This is a genomic window from Paenibacillus amylolyticus, from assembly GCF_001570725.1.
Classification (GTDB): domain Bacteria; phylum Bacillota; class Bacilli; order Paenibacillales; family Paenibacillaceae; genus Paenibacillus; species Paenibacillus amylolyticus_A.
Window position 1 is genome coordinate 829,550 of sequence record NZ_BCNV01000005.1, and the last position, 17,912, is coordinate 847,461.

Consider the following 17,912-nt stretch of genomic DNA (forward strand, 5'->3'; position numbering starts at 1 on the left):
AAGAGGAATCTGAAAGGATATTATTAAATAATGAATTACATCAAACTTATTAGGATATACCTTAGTACAATTGTATGCTTAACAGGGGTCATGCTGGCTTCACCAGTTGACTCCTCAGCGAATTATATAGGTGCACTGGACAGCCCAGATGCGGAATCAGGTGTGTTTACGGATGAAATGTCCGTTTCTGGCTGGGCTTTTGATACAACCGGTGCAGGAATTTCACAAGTGAATATCTACATAGATGGACAAAAGCAGCCTGACGTTCAATATGGCTTGAGTCGGCCAGATCTTTTAGTTGCTTTCCCTGATCATAAGTATGCAGGGACCAGTGGCTTCTCGGGAAGCTATTCAGTAAGCGACTTAACTATGGGTGAGCATACATTAGAAGTAAGAGTATTGAATTCTCTTGGAGAAGAGACTTCAGTTACTCAAGTACAGTTCTCTAACCAGTTGAACTTTCAAAGTGGAGTATTGCCGACTATTGTGAATAAAAACGGGAAAAAGAATCTTAATCTCTCTGGCTGGGTGTTCACAAGCAGGGATATCCATGAAGTTAAAGTATTTCTTGATGATAGCTTGATGGGGAATGCAAAATCGGGAATTCAACGTCGAGATGTTCAACAGGTTTTCCCTGATCAAAGCTATGCTGAATATAGTGGGTTTGATTACACGCTAAACATAGAAAATTTGGAGACTGGCTATCATACTCTAAAATTCATGTTTGTAACGGATCGAGGAGAAGAACTCTTATTCTATGAACATAATTTTGAGCAAAAGGCTAGTTTTTTTAAATATTATATAGGATCTATTTTAGGGCTATTTCTGATAGCTTGGATAGTTATATTTATTAAATTCAGACAAAGAATTAAGGATAATGGTAAAGTTCAGTTAGGGATTGTTCTTAGCTTAAATATTTGGTTTGTTGCTAGTGTAGTTATGAAATCCTGGATGTTCTCACAAGCTATTGGTCACCAAACTTATATAATCAATATCTTGAGTACGGCAGCTGTGTTAGGGTTGATTCTTTTAATCGCTTCCTGGATAACGAATCGGTACCTCCGTTACTCAATCATTATATTTATAAATGTTTTGATGTCTTTTGTTATTTTCACAGATATTGTATACTTGCGCTATTTCAATGATGTAACATCTATTGTTATGTTAGATTATATTCAACAAACGACCAGTTTGGGCGATAGCATAAGAGAATTGCTCAAGCTTGAAGACATTTTGTTTTTTATGGATCCTCTACTTGTAATAGGTGTGTTGTTCTTCATAAGTCACCCACCTACAAAGACAATTACAATAAATACAAAACTGTTCAAATGGGTATGTGGTATTCTTGCTATCCTAATCCTTACCACTCATTTGACTAAAATCATACATGATGATACAAATATTTACAAACAAACCTTCTCCAATCAAGAGGTCGCTAGTCGGCTTGGAATTTTTAATTATCACCTTTATGATCTATATCAGTATGCTAATCTTCTTAGGAATAAACCATCATTATCTACCTCTCAGAAATCAGAGATAAAGGATTGGTTTAAAGAACACAAAACGTACTATCCAGGGCAAACTTATTTTGGGACAGCCAAGGGGAAAAATGTAATCCTGCTACAGGAGGAATCTTTACAAGCTTTTGTAGTTGGACTAAAAGTTAATGGCCAAGAGATCACTCCGAACCTGAATAAGCTACTGCAAGAAGGTTATTACTTTGATAATTTTTATGATCAGACATATGGAGGCCGAACTTCAGACGGTGAATTAACGGCCTTAACATCACTTTATCCGCTTAGAGAAGGAACTATAAATTTCAGATATCCGCATACTCAAGTCGACACTTTACCGAAAATCATGTTGGAGAACGGGTACAGCACATTTTCAGCTCATGCTTATAAAGGCTCATTCTGGAATAGAAAAGCAGTCCATGAGAATTACGGCTTTGAAGTAACCAATTTCGAGGATAATTTTGAATTGAATGACTATGTGGGCTGGGGACTTTCAGATAAAGAGTTCTTCAGACAGTCAGTCCATAAAATAACGGAGATCCAATCGCCATTCTTCGCATTTCTGATATCGCTAAGCAATCATCATCCGTATGATGTGGTTCCAGAAAGCGAGAAAGTACTGGAGCTAGGAGAATTGGATGGGACCCTGCTGGGGAATTATTTACACTCTGTTCACTATGCTGACAGCGCAATTGGTATACTGGTTGAAGAACTAAAGGACGCACAGCTTTATGACAATACGATGATTGCTATATATGGTGATCATGACGCAGGAATTCCAGGGGAAGAAATTCTGGATTTGGTGGGGTCCCCAGTACAGATTAATAAACTTGCTGATAAGATACCACTTATTCTGCATGTACCTAATAGTGATGTGATTGGAAAAAGTGAATTGAATTCAGGTCATTTAGATATTACACCGACTCTTCTGCATTTACTAGGTATTGATCCAAAGGAGTATCTGTTTATGGGTTCCAATCTTTTCGGAGAAGAGCTTGAAGATCGTGTTGTTCCTGCGAGAGATGGAAGCTTTGTAACGGATGGTGTAGTATATAGTACGAATGTGTGTGCTAACCTAGCGGCTGGGCAAGCTACGGACTCGAATGTATGTGCACCTTATCTCGACGAGATCAGTAAACTGTTTGAGATTTCAGATACTTTAATCAGAACAGACATTAAAATTAAATTGGAATAATTGTAGTTAATCTGTGCAGTGTTTAATCGTTTGTGTAGGGATATAGACTAAGGAGGAATTCAAGTGAAGGTTACCGCTCTAAAACTTGAAGGTGCAAAAATTCTTGAGCCAAAGGTTCATGGAGATCATCGTGGTTTTTTCATGGAGAGCTACAATGATCAGATTATGAAGGATAACGGCGTAAATTATTCATTTATACAAGACAATCAATCTTTATCTGTGGAAACTGGTGTAATTAGAGGCTTGCATTACCAACTCAACCCCAAAGCTCAAACCAAGCTTATTCGTGTACTATCAGGTGCAATCTACGATGTCATTGTAGATGTGCGCAAAAGCTCTCCAACGTTCGGTCAATGGGTAGGGGTAATCTTAAGTGAGCATAATCAACGGCAGCTACTTGTTCCTAAGGGATTTGCGCATGGCTTCTGTACACTTGTCCCTAACACACAGGTATTATATAAGGTGGATGAATACTATTCCCCAGAGAACGATCGAGGAATTCTGTGGAATGATCCGTCACTTGGAATTGATTGGCCGACTTCAAACCCAATCCTTTCCGATAAGGATCAAAGACATCCATTATTGGCGGATGCTGAGCTGAATTTTGATTAGACATAGTGACTCTTTGTACACATTAAATCGATAAATAATCCGCTTATGTGTGCGCCTTATTCGCATACGAGACATACTATAAGTGTATATATCAAAGAGTTATTTTAGGAGGGCTTTATGAAACTTCTCGTCACCGGCGGCGCCGGCTTTATCGGCAGTAACTTTGTTATGTATATGCTCCAGCAGCATCCAGATTATAAGATTATCAATATAGATGCGCTTACCTACGCGGGAAATCTGGAGAATTTGAAATCCATCGAGCAAAATCCCAATCATACTTTCGTAAAGGCTGATATTACGGATGTCCATGCCATTGATCAACTGATGCAGCAAGGGATTGATGTAGTTGTCAACTTTGCCGCTGAATCACATGTAGACCGGAGTATTTTGGAACCTGAGGTATTTGTGAAGACCAATGTACTGGGAACTCAGGTGTTGCTAGATGCTGCTAAGAAGTATGGTATAACCAAATTTGTGCAGGTATCCACCGATGAAGTGTACGGCTCACTGGGAGAGACAGGACTCTTCACTGAAGAGACACCTTTGCAGCCAAACAGTCCTTACTCCGCATCGAAGGCCGGCGGGGACTTGCTCGTGCGTGCCTATCATGAGACCTTTGGCTTACCTGTGAACATCACACGCTGCTCCAACAATTATGGTCCTTATCAATTCCCGGAGAAACTGATCCCACTTATGATTTCACGTGCGTTGAATGATGAGGCTCTGCCAGTCTACGGTGACGGATTGAACATTCGGGATTGGCTATATGTAGAGGACCACTGCAGCGCAATTGATCTGGTTATCCATAAGGGGCGTAATGGTGAGGTATACAATATTGGTGGCAATAACGAGCGAACTAACGTGCACATTGTGAAAACCATTCTGGAGCAACTCGGTAAGCCAGAATCCCTTATCAAATACGTACAGGATCGGCTTGGACATGACCGCAGATACGGCATCGACCCGACAAAAACGATGTCCGAACTCGGCTGGAAGCCAAAGTATACATTTGAAACTGGTATCAAAGAAACTATTCAATGGTATCTGGATAACAAGGAATGGTGGACCCGTATTCAGTCCGGGGTGTATCAACAGTACTATGCCAAGCAATACGGATCTCGATTGGGAGACGATAAGTAATGAAGGTATTGGTTACGGGTTCAAACGGACAATTGGGACGTGATGTCGTTCTTCTTTTGGAGAATGAGGGACATTCTGTTCTTGCTTGTGATCGGGATCAAATGAATATTACCAATCAGGCACAGTGTAATGAAGTAGTCTCGTCATTTCATCCTGAAGTGGTCATTCATTGTGCAGCATATACGGCGGTAGATGCTGCAGAGACCGATATCGATGGTGCGTATAAGGTGAATGCTGTGGGAACGCGCAATGTTGCTGTAGCGGCAGAAAAAACTGGAGCCAAGCTTATCTATATTAGTACCGACTATGTATTTGATGGTAAATCGGTAGATCCTTATCAAGAATACGATGACACGAATCCGCAAAGCGAATACGGCAAATCCAAGCGTGCCGGAGAGTGGCTGGTACAATCTTTGTCCTCCAAATGGTTCGTTGTACGAACGTCTTGGGTTTACGGACTTCACGGAAATAATTTTGTCAAAACGATGTTGAAGCTGGGCCAGGAAAAACCAAAATTGCAGGTTGTCCATGATCAAAAAGGATCGCCTACGTATACTTTAGATTTGGCGGGATTCCTTATGGAACTCATGACTACAGAAATGTATGGAATATATCATGCCTCTAATAGTGGTACCTGTACATGGTATGAATTTACTCAGGCTATATTTGAGGAGGCTCAAACCACTGGAGGGGTATCCATTCAAGCAAAATTGGAACCTTGCACAACCGAACAGTTCCCCAGACCGGCTCCTAGGCCCGTCAATTCAGTTATGGACCACATGTCCATTCGGACAAATGGCTTGACGGATCTCCGCCCATGGCGGGACGGACTAAAAGATTTTATTTTTTCCTTGTCAGAAACTAAATAATTATAACGTCCTATTAGGTAACTCTCGCTCTGGTATTTCTGGGCGGGAGTTTTCGTATATAATGAAGAAAAGTTAATTTTTGAGGTGAAACGTGAACGAACCTAAAGTATGTGTCATGCTTTCTACATATAACGGAGCAAAGTATATTGATGAACAACTCGAAAGCCTTCTTGCACAGAGTCAGGTAGATCTCCACATTGATATCAGGGACGATGGTTCTTCCGATGAAACTGTCCAGAAGATTCGTGGGTATGCCAAGGCATATCCGGACCAGATTCGTATGATTGAAGGGGAAAATTTAGGTGTAATCGGGAGCTTTTTTGAATTAATGAGTCTAATGCAACCAATATACGACTTTTACGCATTCTGTGATCAGGATGATGTGTGGCTACCGCATAAACTGAGTAGAGCTGTAGAGAAATTGCAATCCAGACCATCGGGCGTGCCATTGATGTATTGTTCTTCTACACAGATGGTAGATCAGAATTTGAATCATCTGAACGTATGGCCGCATCTGCCTTCAAAGCCGCTCAGCATGTATAATGCTCTGGTAGAAAACTGTTGTGTTGGTTGTACCATGGTCTTGAACCCAGTCACATTCGAGCAGATCAGGGCGAATGCCCCGTCTGATCTAACCTACATCATTATGCATGATTGGTGGATATATCTTTTTGTTAGCACCTTTGGTGAAGTGATATTTGATGAAAAGCCAACTATTTTGTATCGGCAACATCAAGGGAATGCTCTTGGCGGGAGCAATGATAAATGGTTTATAAAATGGAAGAATAGGTGGGACCGTTTCGTGAATGGAAAGAATCATTCAATTTTGAGTAAACAAGCGAGATTGTTCTTGGAAATCTATAGGGATAAGTTATCTACTCAGCAGCAAAAGAACTTGCAACATTTTCTAAACCAACTGGATTGCAGTGCAGTTAAAAGAATTGGTTATGCGGTAAAAATGCCTTTTTACCGTCAGGCATTTTTAGATGACGTTGTTCTTAAGCTTATATACGTGTTGAGGAAAATATAAATCGAGATATTGCCTTGGATTCCACTCATCCGCCCATAATATGCTATACTTTCAATAGATAAACATAGAAATAACGTCAGGAGTTTTTAAAATGCTTCAATCAACAGATACTCCTTTACGGGAGGCATCGAAAATGAATAATACGTACCTCCTTGACGTCAGCATCATCATCGTCAACTTCAATACGCGCCAGCTAACATTGGACTGTCTGGCATCGATGTATGCATCCCAAACCTCTTACAAATACGAAGTTATTGTTATAGACAATGCGTCTCATGATGGTTCGGTGGAAGCGATTCGTGAGGTGTACCCGGACGTCCAACTTATAGCTAATCAAAACAACACAGGTTTCGCCGTAGCCAATAATCAAGGAATGGAATTAGCCAAAGGACGCTATATTCTCCTCCTCAATTCTGACACGGTTGTCCAGCCTGATACACTCCACACCATGATCTACTTCATGGATCGCCATCCTGAGATGGGAGCATCTGGCTGCAAAGTGATTCTTCCTGATGGCTCCTTGGATAAGGCTTGTAAGCGTGGATTTCCTACTCCGTCAGCGTCATTTTATTACGCATTCGGTATTTCTCGTCTTTTCCCTGATCGGCCGAAGTTTAATCAATATCAACTGGGACATTTAAGCCCGGATGATGAATATCCGGTAGACTGTCTTGTTGGTGCGTTCATGCTAGTGCGGCGTGAGACGATTGACCAGGTTGGCGGGTTGGATGAGACGTTCTTTATGTATGGAGAAGATATTGACTGGTGTTATCGCATCAAAGAAGCGGGATGGGGCATTTTTTATTATCCGCGTACATATATTGTGCACTACAAGGGCGGCAGTGCTCGTCGTAAACCTTTGAAAATAACGTATGAGTTTCATAGAGCGATGTGGGTGTTCCACCGTAAACACTACGCGAAGAAGTACAATCTACTCACGAATGCAGCTGTGTGGATGGGGATTTCACTCAAGTTTACGTTATCTTTATTACGCAGCAAGTTGTCTCCTCCTTCCCGTCAAGTGCGGACTGAAACCCGCCTGAGAGCGGAGAATGAAGCATCTTCCGAGGTGAACCCATGATTCGGCGTAATCAACGATTCCTAACCCAATTGTATATTGCGGCTGATTTTGGCGTGATTCAGCTTTCATTCTTGCTGGCCTGGTGGCTGAAATTTGAGAGTGACCTGTTAACGAACCAAAATCCACTACCTATAGAGAAATATATGATGTGGAGCTTGGTTTACGCAGTACTTGCCATTATCACAGGACTGATGTCCTCTCTTTATATAGCCAAGCGGAAAAAACGATTTGTAGACGAACTTTGGAAAATTCTCCAATCTCATGGCATAGCCTTCTTCATGCTGCTGAGTCTGATGTTCTTTTTCAAGGAAGTAAATATCTCTCGTGCATATCTCGCCATGTATATGATTGGCAATGTATCATTCACACTGTTCTATCGTTATATAGTGAAAGTACAACTGAAACGCTTGCGTAAAAAAGGATTTAACCGTCAGTTTGTGCTCATCCTTGGTGCTGGATCACTAGGTAAACGTTTCTATGATAACCTTAGAAATTATCCCGAACTTGGATACGAAGTAACTGGATTTATGGATGATTATCGTCACTGGGATGAGAGTGAACAGAAAAGATACAAACCTATTCTCGGCCGAATAGACGAACTGGAAGAGTTCTTGTCTACGCATCTTGTAGATGAAGTCATTCTGGCTTTACCTCTGGATGCTCACGATAAGTATTCGAATATCATCAATGTGTGTGAGAAGGCAGGAGTTCGAACTCTAATCATTCCTGATTTTTTTGATTACTTGCCAGCACGGCCGCATTTCGATAACTTTGCAGGTATGCCCATGATTAACGTTCGCGACATTCCGCTCGACATTGCTTTTAATCGTCTGATGAAGCGAACTTTTGATATTGTTTTCTCGCTAGTAGCCATTCTGTTAACTTCTCCGGTAATGCTCGTTGTCGCGGTAGGAGTACGGTTGACTTCTGCCGGGCCAGTCATCTTCAAACAAGAGCGAGTTGGACTTAACCGACGCAACTTCATGATGTTCAAATTCCGCTCAATGAAAGTCATTCCTGAGGCCACAATAGACACTGGATGGTCCACTAAGGATGATCCGCGTCGAACCGTTTTTGGCACATTTATAAGACGCACAAGCCTAGATGAGTTACCTCAATTTTTCAACGTCTTATTAGGTCATATGAGTGTAGTTGGCCCTAGGCCGGAACGTCCGTACTACGTGAATCAATTCCGAGACGAAATACCGAAATATATGATCAAACACCATGTCCGGCCAGGAATTACAGGATTGGCACAGAGCAAGGGATTACGAGGAGATACCTCGATTGAGGATCGAATTGAACAAGATATCTTTTACATTGAAAACTGGTCTTTATTATTTGATATTAAAATCATATGGGAAACCATTCGCAAAGGTCTTAAGAATGCTTATTAAGATTCATAATTCATGTGAACCCTGCACCCACCATTTAACAGCCGCCTCCGGACGGCTGTTTTGTTTTACACCTCCTCAATTCGGGTAGTTAGCTAACAAAAAGGTACTGAGGATGTGAATGTGATATGAAACGCATTGCCGCCGTGTTAATACTACTGATCGTTACCGTGGGCACACTCTTTTTCGCCTATGAAAGCGAGAGTGAGGAACAACGGGACGGATTTACCGCTTATAGATTAATCGCCCATGCGATGGGCAGCATTCGTGATCAACCATATACCAACGCCTATGAAGCGATGATCGCCAATTATGAGAAAGGCACACGTGTATTTGAGATCGACTTTATGTTGACCTCGGATCGCAAAGCCGTAGCGAGACATGAGTGGACCGCTAATATGAGTAAAATGTTGGGACAGGATCAAGAGCTTCCCGAGGAAAAACAGGCCGGGGCGCTGACACATGATGAGTTCATGAATACGCCTATTTTGGGTATGTACCAACCCATGGATGCCGATGGCATTATAGATGTACTGGCTCAGTACCCGGATATGTATATCGTAACCGACACCAAGGAACAGAAGGATGAGGATATTCAGCAAGTGTTAAGATCCCTCGTGGATGCAGCCAAAGAACATGATCCCTCCGTGCTGGATCGGGTGGTTGTACAGATCTATAACGAACCGATGCTTGAAACGGTGAAAGAAGTCTATCCATTCCCTTCCATTATCTATACGTTATATGCTACACAGGATACAGAAGATCAGGTTGTTGATTTTGTACAAAAGAATGATATTGATGCCGTGACTATGCCGGAATATAAAGTAAACCAGAATTTTGTAGCCAAGCTGAATAGTGCAGGCTCAGTCACCTATGTGCATACCATCAATGACACTGAACAGGTGGCTAACTATGAGAAATGGGGCGTGTACGGGGTGTACTCGGACGTGTTGACAGAGCAGGAGTTGGATGAAATGAACACACGCTTTGCCTGGAAACCGTAAAAATTCATGTTTTTCTGTTCCCCTTTTTATACGAACGTTGACACTCACTGTCTGCTGACTTAGACTTAGTTTACAAGCTTTCTAGGATGCAGAAGAACCTCTGGAGGAATGTTCGTTGATAGACATGATTAAGCAGTGGAGACATGTATTTAAGCTTGACCCGGACCGGGAGATTACGGACGAAGAACTCGATCTGGTCTGCATGTCGGGGACCGATGCAATTATCGTCGGCGGATCTTCCGGAATTACCTATGATAACACGGTAGACCTAATGTCCCGTGTGCGTCGTTATGAGTTGCCCTGTGTACTTGAAGTATCTGATCTGGAGGCTGTTGTTCCCGGCTTTGACGGATATCTGATCCCAATGGTCCTCAATGCAACGGACAGCAAATGGATGATTGGGCACCACCAGCAGGCCATAGAGCGTTACGGTTATCTTATCCCTTGGGATCTGCTGATTGCTGAGGGTTATATTGTGCTTAATGCAAACTCCACGGTAGCGCGGTTGACTGGTGCAGATACGGAACTGACGACAGGAGCTGCGGTGGCATATGCCCAGGCTGCGGAGCGTCTACTCAATCTGCCAATCGTATACATGGAGTATAGCGGAACGTTCGGAGATATGGATCTTGTTGGTGAGACATATAGACAACTGGATCGGGCACACCTCATCTACGGAGGCGGAATTGATGATCCGGAGAAAGCCGCGCAAGCTGCCCAGGTGGCAGATACCATCGTTGTAGGCAATATTGTGTACAGCGATTTGAATAAGGCTCTTGAGACGGTGTTGGCCGTGAAAGGACCCATTTAATCGGTTTAGTTTACCAATCCCCCATTATCCCCTTATGATCTGTTAAAATAGAACCTTGCCCTTACTAAATTAAGAACTTATATGAGTGTAATGTCGTTTACACGAGAACGAAGAGGAAAGAAGTGAGCTGGAGAAACGAAATGCTCGTTAAAAGCTTTCTGTAAGAAAGCTAAATCCTAAGCATATTTCTATTATCTGATTTTGTTCTTTTTTTACTAAGAAATTCGTATACAGGGACTATGTTTACACAGAAACGGAGAGTGCAGAAGCAATCTGAAAAAAGTGTTCTCTCTTGTATTTTTACTGCCCTTAAATTTAAAGCTAAACTAATTTTTACACGATAACGTAGAGGACAGAAATAAGCTGGAGAAACGAAGTGCTCGCATTTATTACCGGATTTTCACCTTCGAAAAAGTAAATTAAAAAATCTGGGAATAACGGCGATCGGAAGATTATTCTGTCATCGGAGTGGCAAGTGTAACCTATTAATTTTGTTATATAGACCAACCAACGAAAGGAGCATGCATGCATGCAACCTGTAAATATACATGATGCCGTTGCACGGCTTAACACCCCTCAACGGCAAGCCGTCGAGGCGACGGATGGCCCGCTGCTGATTATGGCCGGAGCGGGCTCCGGCAAGACCCGGGTGCTGACACACCGGATTGCCTACCTCATTGCAACACGGAAGGCACCCCCGTGGGGTATTTTAGCGATTACCTTTACGAACAAAGCCGCTCGTGAGATGCAAGACCGGGTATCCCAACTGGTTGGTGGCTCACAAGGCCGCGACATTTGGGTATCCACCTTCCACTCCATGTGCGTGCGTATTCTGCGCCGTGATATTGAACGTATCGGCTTTACTTCCAATTTCAGTATTTTGGACTCATCGGACCAATTATCTGTTATTCGCAGCTGTATGAAAGATCAGAATATCGATACGAAGAAATTCGAGCCCAAAGCAGTTCAATCGATGATGAGCACGGCCAAGAATGAACTGATCAGTCCGGAGCAATATGAGAAGCAGGCAGGAGACTATTTCGAGGGTATTGTAGCGAAGATATATAAGATGTATCAGAAACGGTTAAGAGCCAACAACTCACTTGATTTTGATGATCTGATTATGCAGACGATTCAACTGTTCAAGGAAGTACCGGAAGTCCTCGACTTTTACCAAAAGAAATTCCAGTACATTCACGTGGACGAGTATCAGGATACGAACCGTGCACAGTACATGCTGTGCCGCATGCTCGCTGACAGCCACCACCGCATCTGCGTTGTAGGGGATAGTGACCAGTCGATCTATCGCTGGCGTGGGGCGGATATCAGCAATATCCTGAACTTTGAGAAAGACTATCCTGAAGCAAACACGATTTTGCTGGAGCAGAACTATCGTTCTACTTCCAATATCCTGAATGCAGCGAATGAAGTGATCGGGCTGAATACAGGGCGTAAACCGAAGAAACTGTGGACGGATAAAGAGGGCGGTTCGAAGATCAAGGTGTACCGTGCGGATTCCGAGCATGATGAGGGGTATTTTGTTACCTCCGAGATTAGTAAAAATGTGAAGAACGGCAAATCCTATCAGAACCATGCCATTTTGTATCGTACTAACGCCCAGTCCCGGGTTATAGAGGAAATTCTGATCAAGTCTGATATTCCGTATCAGATTGTCGGCGGTATCAAGTTCTATGATCGTAAAGAGATCAAGGACATCCTGGCGTATCTGCGCCTGTTATCCAATCCCGACGATGATATCAGTCTCACCCGGATCATTAATGTACCGAAACGTAGCATTGGTGATACAACGGTAGCGAAGCTGGCTGCTGCGGCAGGAGAGCGTGGAATTTCTATTTTCCGTGTACTTCAGGTTGTAGACGATCTTGGTTTTGCTGGCCGTACGCGGAATGCGCTGGTGGAGTTCTATGACATGATCGCTGCGTTGCATCAGATGGTAGAGTATCTGTCTGTCACTGAACTGACCGAGAAGATTCTTGAGATGAGTCAATACCGTCTTGAGATGCAAAATGAAAACACACTCGAATCTCGTGCACGGCTGGAGAACATTGAAGAGTTCCTGTCGGTAACGATGGAATTTGAGAAAAATAATGAAGACAAAACGCTCGTGTCGTTCCTCACCGATCTGGCATTGATTGCTGACATCGACAGCATGAACGATGATGAAGAGGATCAGAGCGACGCGGTTACCCTGATGACCATGCACAGCGCCAAAGGTCTGGAGTTCCCGGTTGTCTTTATCGTGGGTATGGAGGAAGGGGTCTTCCCGCATAGCCGTGCCTTTATGGACAATGAAGAGCTGGAGGAAGAACGCCGACTTGCTTATGTGGGAATTACTCGTGCAGAAGAGCAACTCTTCCTGTCGTGTGCCCAGATGCGTACGTTGTTTGGACGTACCACAGCGAATCCGCCTTCCCGCTTTCTGGACGAAATTCCGGATGAGCTGAAGGAAGACACCTCCATGGCTCGTGATCGTTACCGCCGTGGCAGTAGCGGAGGCGGCTCATATGGTGGACGTGGACTAGGTTCTAGTGGAGGAAGTAACTTCGGTGGTGGCACCAAGCTCTTTGATCACCAAAGCAAGAGCGGTTCATCTGCTACCTCATCCACGCCAACTTCGCGTGTGACCACGAGTACCTCCCGTCCGACATACTCTACGCCATCATCTGCTTCCAAGCCGGTAGCTTCTAATGGTGAAGCAGGATTCAAGGCAGGAGACAAAGTGCAGCATGGCAAATGGGGGACAGGCACGATTGTTGCAGTCAAAGGGACAGGTAATGATACCGAACTGCAGATTGCTTTCCCGGCTCCGGTGGGTGTGAAACGTCTGCTTGCCGGCTTTGCCCCAATTACCAAAGTAGAATAAGAATGAAACCTCCTTTTGCACGATAACGGAGAGTACAGAAAGTTATTCTGTTATCGGAGTTCACGCGCAATAGGAGGGTTCGTTCTACATATATAGATCAAATTAACGGAGGGATGGCCCTGTATGGACCCGATGCACCGGATGGAGCAACTCGTTACCGAGCTGAATCAGCATAACTATCAGTACTACACGATGGATCAGCCACAGATCAGCGACAAGGAGTATGACCTTCTGTACGATGAACTGGTTACGCTGGAACAGGAAAGTGGCATCGTTCTGCCTGATTCTCCAACCCAGCGTGTGGGTGGCGAATTGCTCAAGGGGTTTACCCCTCATCGCCATTTATCCTCATTATGGAGTCTGGACAAAGCACAGAATATTGAGCAGCTGCGCAGCTGGAATACCCGTGTACTGAAACTGATTAATGACTATAACAGTAAAAATCCCGATACGCCTTTACCGGAACCGGGTTATGTCATTGAGTTGAAGTTTGATGGATTGACGCTGAACCTGACGTATACCAACGGCGAATTGGTGCAAGCCTCTACACGAGGGAACGGTACCGTAGGAGAAGGTATTTTGGCACAGGTGAGAACGATCAGATCCGTTCCGCTCAAAATTCCTTACACAAGTGGTACGATTGAAGTACAGGGTGAAGGCATTATGAATTTGTCTGTCCTGGACCGATATAATGAGACGGCTGCAGAGCCGCTCAAGAATGCGCGTAATGCAGCAGCGGGAGCGCTCCGCAACCTGAATCCGAAGGCGACGGCTGAGCGTCGGTTGAATGCATATTTTTATAATGTAGGTTATTCGGATGACATTCAGTTTGCCAATCATCAGCAGATGATGGACTTCTTGCGTGAGAACCGCTTCAAAGTGAATCCATCCATCACGTACTTCCAAGAGTTTGATGATGTGATGGAGCAACTGGCTGCGATTCAAGAGAACCGGGGGCAACTGGACTATCTGATCGATGGAGCTGTTATCAAAATTACAGACATGCGCACACGCGAGGTGCTAGGGTATACCGATAAGTTCCCTCGCTGGGCGGTAGCATATAAATTCGAAGCAGAAGAGACCACGACAGTTCTTAACGCTGTGGTATGGAATGTGGGACGTACTGGCAAAGTAACTCCGCTGGCACGGGTAGAACCCGTTGAACTTGCCGGGGTAACAGTACAGAACTGTACTCTGAACAATGTCGGCGATATTGAGCGCAAAAATCTGAAGTTCGCTTTGGGCACACGGGTCTTTATCCGTCGCTCCAATGACGTCATTCCTGAGATTCTGGGTAAAGTGACTGAGGAGAGTGATGGCGAGGAGATTGTCTTCCCTGAGCAATGCCCGTCATGTGGATTCCCGCTGGAGCAACGTGGAGCGCATCTATTCTGTAACAACAGACTGGCGTGTAAACCGCAAACGGTGGCACGTATTTCCCACTTTGCTTCCCGGGATGCCATGGATATTGAGACGTTCAGTGAGAAAACAGCGATTCAGCTATATGACGAATTGAACGTACGTGAGCCTGCTGACCTGTATACGTTACAGTTTGATGACCTGGTGAAGCTGGAGCGGTTTGGTGAAAAGAAAGCGAACAACCTTATCGCTGCGTTGGAGCTCAGTAAAGATCGTGACCTGGCTTCGTTCTTATACTCATTGGGTATTCCGAACACAGGTAAATCCACTACGCGCATGCTCGCGGATCATTATCGAGATCTGCACGCCATTATGAATGCAACCGTGGAAGAGCTGGTTGAACTACCCGACGTGGGTGGTATTGTAGCAGAGAGTATCGTAACTTTCTTTGCAGATCCGTTTACACAGGCTGCAATTGAGAAAATGCTCAATTTAGGCGTGAAAGCTCAGGCACCTGAGGCACCAGCCGTTGCTGTTGTGGAAGATTCCTTCTTCAGTGGCAAAACCGTCGTACTGACCGGAACCCTGCACCAACTGACGCGGGAAGAGGCGACGCAAAGACTGGAAGCGCTCGGAGCGAAGGTCACCGGCAGTGTGTCGAAAAAGACAGATCTGGTGATTGCCGGAGAGAAGGCAGGTAGTAAGTTAACCAAAGCCCATGATCTTGGTATTCCAACGATTGAGGATGAGGACGAACTTGTTCGTCTTTTGAATCCCTAGGGTTAAAGGATGAATTAACAAAAGAGTTCATATCAGAAAGCCCCCGAAGACACGAATATGTGATCGGGGGCTTTTGCTGTTTATTGAATTATTTGATACAACGAATGAACGCTCATCAATCTATATCTTATCATGATCCACTTAAATTGTTAGGGATGCGTTGAGATGCGCCTGTAAGCCATGCATCCTTATCATACCCTCGCTCTTCCCAGTAACCGATATGTTCGCTGTCGATGAGTTCAATGCGATTTAACCATTTTACTGATTTATAGGCATACATCTGAGGAATGACGAGCCGTACCGGACCACCAAGATCAGCAGGGATCGGTTTGCCATCATGCATGACAGCGACCATAATATCTTCCATTTGTGCTTGATCCATCGTAATGGCATCCGTATACACGCCGTCACCGGAATAAAACTTAACACTATGAGCTTCCGGTTTGACCCCGGCTTGTTTCAAAAGCTGAGCAAGAGAAATGCCTTCCCAGGTATTCTTATATACAGACCAGCCCGTTACACAGTGAAAATCACTAACCTGTACGGTACGCGCGAGCTTCACAAACTGTTCCCAGTTCCAAACCTGTGCCCGTTCAACCAGTCCGTCAATTCGGAAAGACCAGTTTGCATTGGAGAAGGAAGGTATAGGCGTAACCGTATATACACGGAAATGACCTTCAGCTCCGCCTCCAATGGGAGGTGATGAGGCAGACAACGGTTGTGGCAAAGGAACCATACGGTTAGGATCGTTCTCTAGCATGCTATCAATACTGTTATCGATCTTGAGATTTCGCCCTACCCAGGATATAAATGTAGGTCCAAGAGTCACGGCGAGGCCAACGCCGACAGCAGAACGGATGAAAGCTCGTCGTGTATACACCGGTTGAGGTCGCTCCTCTGATTTGAGGGGATCTCTCTCGGAACTGCGATCAAACTGGGAAGAAGATATAGCAGCCGGAGTTTCTTTTTCATCCGATATTGAATCAGATGGATCAGCTGTATCTTGAGTTTGTGTTGAAGTTGTAGTAGTTTTAACCGCACGACGTGCAGGGTCCTTTAACCATTTGGTCCGAGTGATGGAGTGATAGATAATATAAGGCAAGCCCACCCAAGTCAGCAGGTCATGGATCAGCAGTGCCGCATTCGACCATCGAGGTCCAGCTAGCTTGAACTGCCATAGAACAATACCCGAGAGTAGCCATCCGACAAGCAGCGCAAGAACAATGATGGTGTTCACTCTTTGCCAAGGTCTGTTACGAAGTTGCTTCCAGTGCTTTCCGGCTAAAATCAAGTAATATACAACAGGTGCCAGCATGGCTAGCCCAACGATGATATGCAGCCATTTTAACCAGACACGTCCAATTCCGAGTATCTCTCGCCAAAAACCGCCTACCAGCATAAGACCCGATATAGCAAGGATTACAACAATCCAGGCATTCCAGGCATGGATGGAAACCAACTTTTTGCCGTAACCTTTACGCCTGTTCTTCAACCATTGTTTCAAGTGTGATCACCCCATATAGGTTAGTAATGAGTTTATTTAGAACTTTGATATGTAATAGCCAGCTGTGAATGGAGTGCGTCATTTGTGTATAGGTGCATGTGAGATGGTTAAACGTTTGTTCATGACTTCTTATGAAAGTAGTACACTTGACTGCTTATCCTTATCCCTATATCTATATACCTTATTATAGAGTTTTTGGATCACTTTCTTCAAACCATGTAGTAGGGCAGGGATCGTTATCCCGATCGGGTGCCCTAGCTAGACCTCATCTAGATATTTCATTACTTATGGTTATGGAAGTGAGTAATATAGAAATGATGCATTTCTTTGACATGAAGTACACATTAAGGGTGTCTTAGATTTGTTCCAGATAATGTGTTCATGTGTCGAATATAGGTTGGAGGCATGGTGCCGCTGGTGAAAAAGTTAGATAGTCATAAGGTTAATTAAAAATGCTTGCTAAATAAATGACAACATGATATATTATTTCTTGTCGCCTCAAACGAATGATTGTAGAAATGATTTGAACGGTGACGAAAACAAAGTGTTGACAGTAAGTTAGTTAACATGATATGATAAGATTCCTGTCCGGTTGAAAAGTGTCAACATAAACGGACATACAAGTTCCTTGAAAACTGAACAAATGGATAGTAACTTTTGATTCACAATGAATCGTCAGATTCAAAATGAGCTTATCGCTCTTTTCAATACTTTATTGGAGAGTTTGATCCTGGC

At 43.9% G+C, this 17,912-nt stretch carries 12 protein-coding genes; 11 read left to right on the plus strand and 1 reads right to left on the minus strand.

The annotated features are described in order from the left end of the window. Positions 1 to 30 precede the first annotated feature (30 nt). From PAHA3_RS23465 to ligA, 11 genes are all read left to right on the plus strand, one after another. Positions 31 to 2,709: an LTA synthase family protein gene (locus PAHA3_RS23465; protein WP_062837058.1), complete on the plus strand. Its 2,679-nt coding sequence runs from the start codon at positions 31 to 33 to the stop codon at positions 2,707 to 2,709. 63 nt (positions 2,710 to 2,772) lie between these two features. After that, positions 2,773 to 3,321, plus strand: coding sequence for a dTDP-4-dehydrorhamnose 3,5-epimerase (rfbC, locus tag PAHA3_RS23470; RefSeq protein ID WP_062837059.1), 549 nt, complete (start codon positions 2,773 to 2,775; stop codon positions 3,319 to 3,321). Between the two features lie 117 nt (positions 3,322 to 3,438). Next, positions 3,439 to 4,461 carry a dTDP-glucose 4,6-dehydratase gene (gene rfbB, locus PAHA3_RS23475; RefSeq protein ID WP_062837060.1) on the plus strand — a complete coding sequence of 341 codons (1,023 nt, stop codon included), beginning with the start codon at positions 3,439 to 3,441 and terminating at the stop codon, positions 4,459 to 4,461. Further along, the gene (gene rfbD, locus PAHA3_RS23480) at positions 4,461 to 5,330 is read left to right on the plus strand and encodes a dTDP-4-dehydrorhamnose reductase (RefSeq protein ID WP_062837061.1); all 870 of its coding nucleotides are present in this window, start codon (positions 4,461 to 4,463) and stop codon (positions 5,328 to 5,330) included. Before rfbB ends, rfbD begins: the two co-directional genes overlap by 1 nt. Positions 5,331 to 5,421: 91 nt before the next feature. Further along, a complete protein-coding gene (locus PAHA3_RS23485; RefSeq protein WP_235599540.1) occupies positions 5,422 to 6,360 on the plus strand; it encodes a glycosyltransferase family 2 protein in 939 nt (312 codons plus the stop codon). A 133-nt stretch (positions 6,361 to 6,493) separates the two neighbouring features. Continuing rightward, complete coding sequence (locus PAHA3_RS23490; protein ID WP_062837062.1) at positions 6,494 to 7,441, plus strand: glycosyltransferase family 2 protein; 948 nt, start codon at positions 6,494 to 6,496, stop codon at positions 7,439 to 7,441. Further along, positions 7,438 to 8,838, plus strand: a complete 1,401-nt coding sequence (locus PAHA3_RS23495; RefSeq protein WP_062837063.1) for an undecaprenyl-phosphate glucose phosphotransferase — start codon at positions 7,438 to 7,440, stop codon at positions 8,836 to 8,838. Before PAHA3_RS23490 ends, PAHA3_RS23495 begins: the two co-directional genes overlap by 4 nt. 125 nt (positions 8,839 to 8,963) lie before the next feature. Continuing rightward, positions 8,964 to 9,839 carry a phosphatidylinositol-specific phospholipase C/glycerophosphodiester phosphodiesterase family protein gene (locus tag PAHA3_RS23500; protein WP_062837064.1) on the plus strand — a complete coding sequence of 292 codons (876 nt, stop codon included), beginning with the start codon at positions 8,964 to 8,966 and terminating at the stop codon, positions 9,837 to 9,839. A 115-nt stretch (positions 9,840 to 9,954) separates the two neighbouring features. Further along, positions 9,955 to 10,650: a heptaprenylglyceryl phosphate synthase gene (locus PAHA3_RS23505; RefSeq protein WP_062837065.1), complete on the plus strand. Its 696-nt coding sequence runs from the start codon at positions 9,955 to 9,957 to the stop codon at positions 10,648 to 10,650. Positions 10,651 to 11,179: 529 nt separating this feature from the next. Then, positions 11,180 to 13,534, plus strand: coding sequence for a DNA helicase PcrA (gene pcrA / locus PAHA3_RS23510; RefSeq protein ID WP_062837066.1), 2,355 nt, complete (start codon positions 11,180 to 11,182; stop codon positions 13,532 to 13,534). A gap of 123 nt (positions 13,535 to 13,657) precedes the next feature. Beyond that, positions 13,658 to 15,673, plus strand: coding sequence for an NAD-dependent DNA ligase LigA (gene ligA, locus PAHA3_RS23515; RefSeq protein WP_062837067.1), 2,016 nt, complete (start codon positions 13,658 to 13,660; stop codon positions 15,671 to 15,673). Between the two features lie 130 nt (positions 15,674 to 15,803). On the opposite strand, the gene PAHA3_RS23520 is transcribed toward ligA, so the two are convergent. After that, positions 15,804 to 17,177 carry a molybdopterin-dependent oxidoreductase gene (locus tag PAHA3_RS23520; protein ID WP_062837068.1) on the minus strand — a complete coding sequence of 458 codons (1,374 nt, stop codon included), beginning with the start codon at positions 17,175 to 17,177 and terminating at the stop codon, positions 15,804 to 15,806. Between the last annotated feature and the right edge of the window lie 735 nt (positions 17,178 to 17,912).

Coding starts and splice junctions, on each gene's coding strand:
- pcrA (WP_062837066.1), top strand. CDS start 11,180: ATGCAACCTGTAAATATACATGATGCCGTTGCACGGCTTAACACCCCT.
- rfbB (WP_062837060.1), top strand. CDS start 3,439: ATGAAACTTCTCGTCACCGGCGGCGCCGGCTTTATCGGCAGTAACTTT.
- rfbD (WP_062837061.1), top strand. CDS start 4,461: ATGAAGGTATTGGTTACGGGTTCAAACGGACAATTGGGACGTGATGTC.
- PAHA3_RS23465 (WP_062837058.1), top strand. CDS start 31: ATGAATTACATCAAACTTATTAGGATATACCTTAGTACAATTGTATGC.
- PAHA3_RS23500 (WP_062837064.1), top strand. CDS start 8,964: ATGAAACGCATTGCCGCCGTGTTAATACTACTGATCGTTACCGTGGGC.
- PAHA3_RS23495 (WP_062837063.1), top strand. CDS start 7,438: ATGATTCGGCGTAATCAACGATTCCTAACCCAATTGTATATTGCGGCT.
- ligA (WP_062837067.1), top strand. CDS start 13,658: ATGGACCCGATGCACCGGATGGAGCAACTCGTTACCGAGCTGAATCAG.
- PAHA3_RS23490 (WP_062837062.1), top strand. CDS start 6,494: ATGAATAATACGTACCTCCTTGACGTCAGCATCATCATCGTCAACTTC.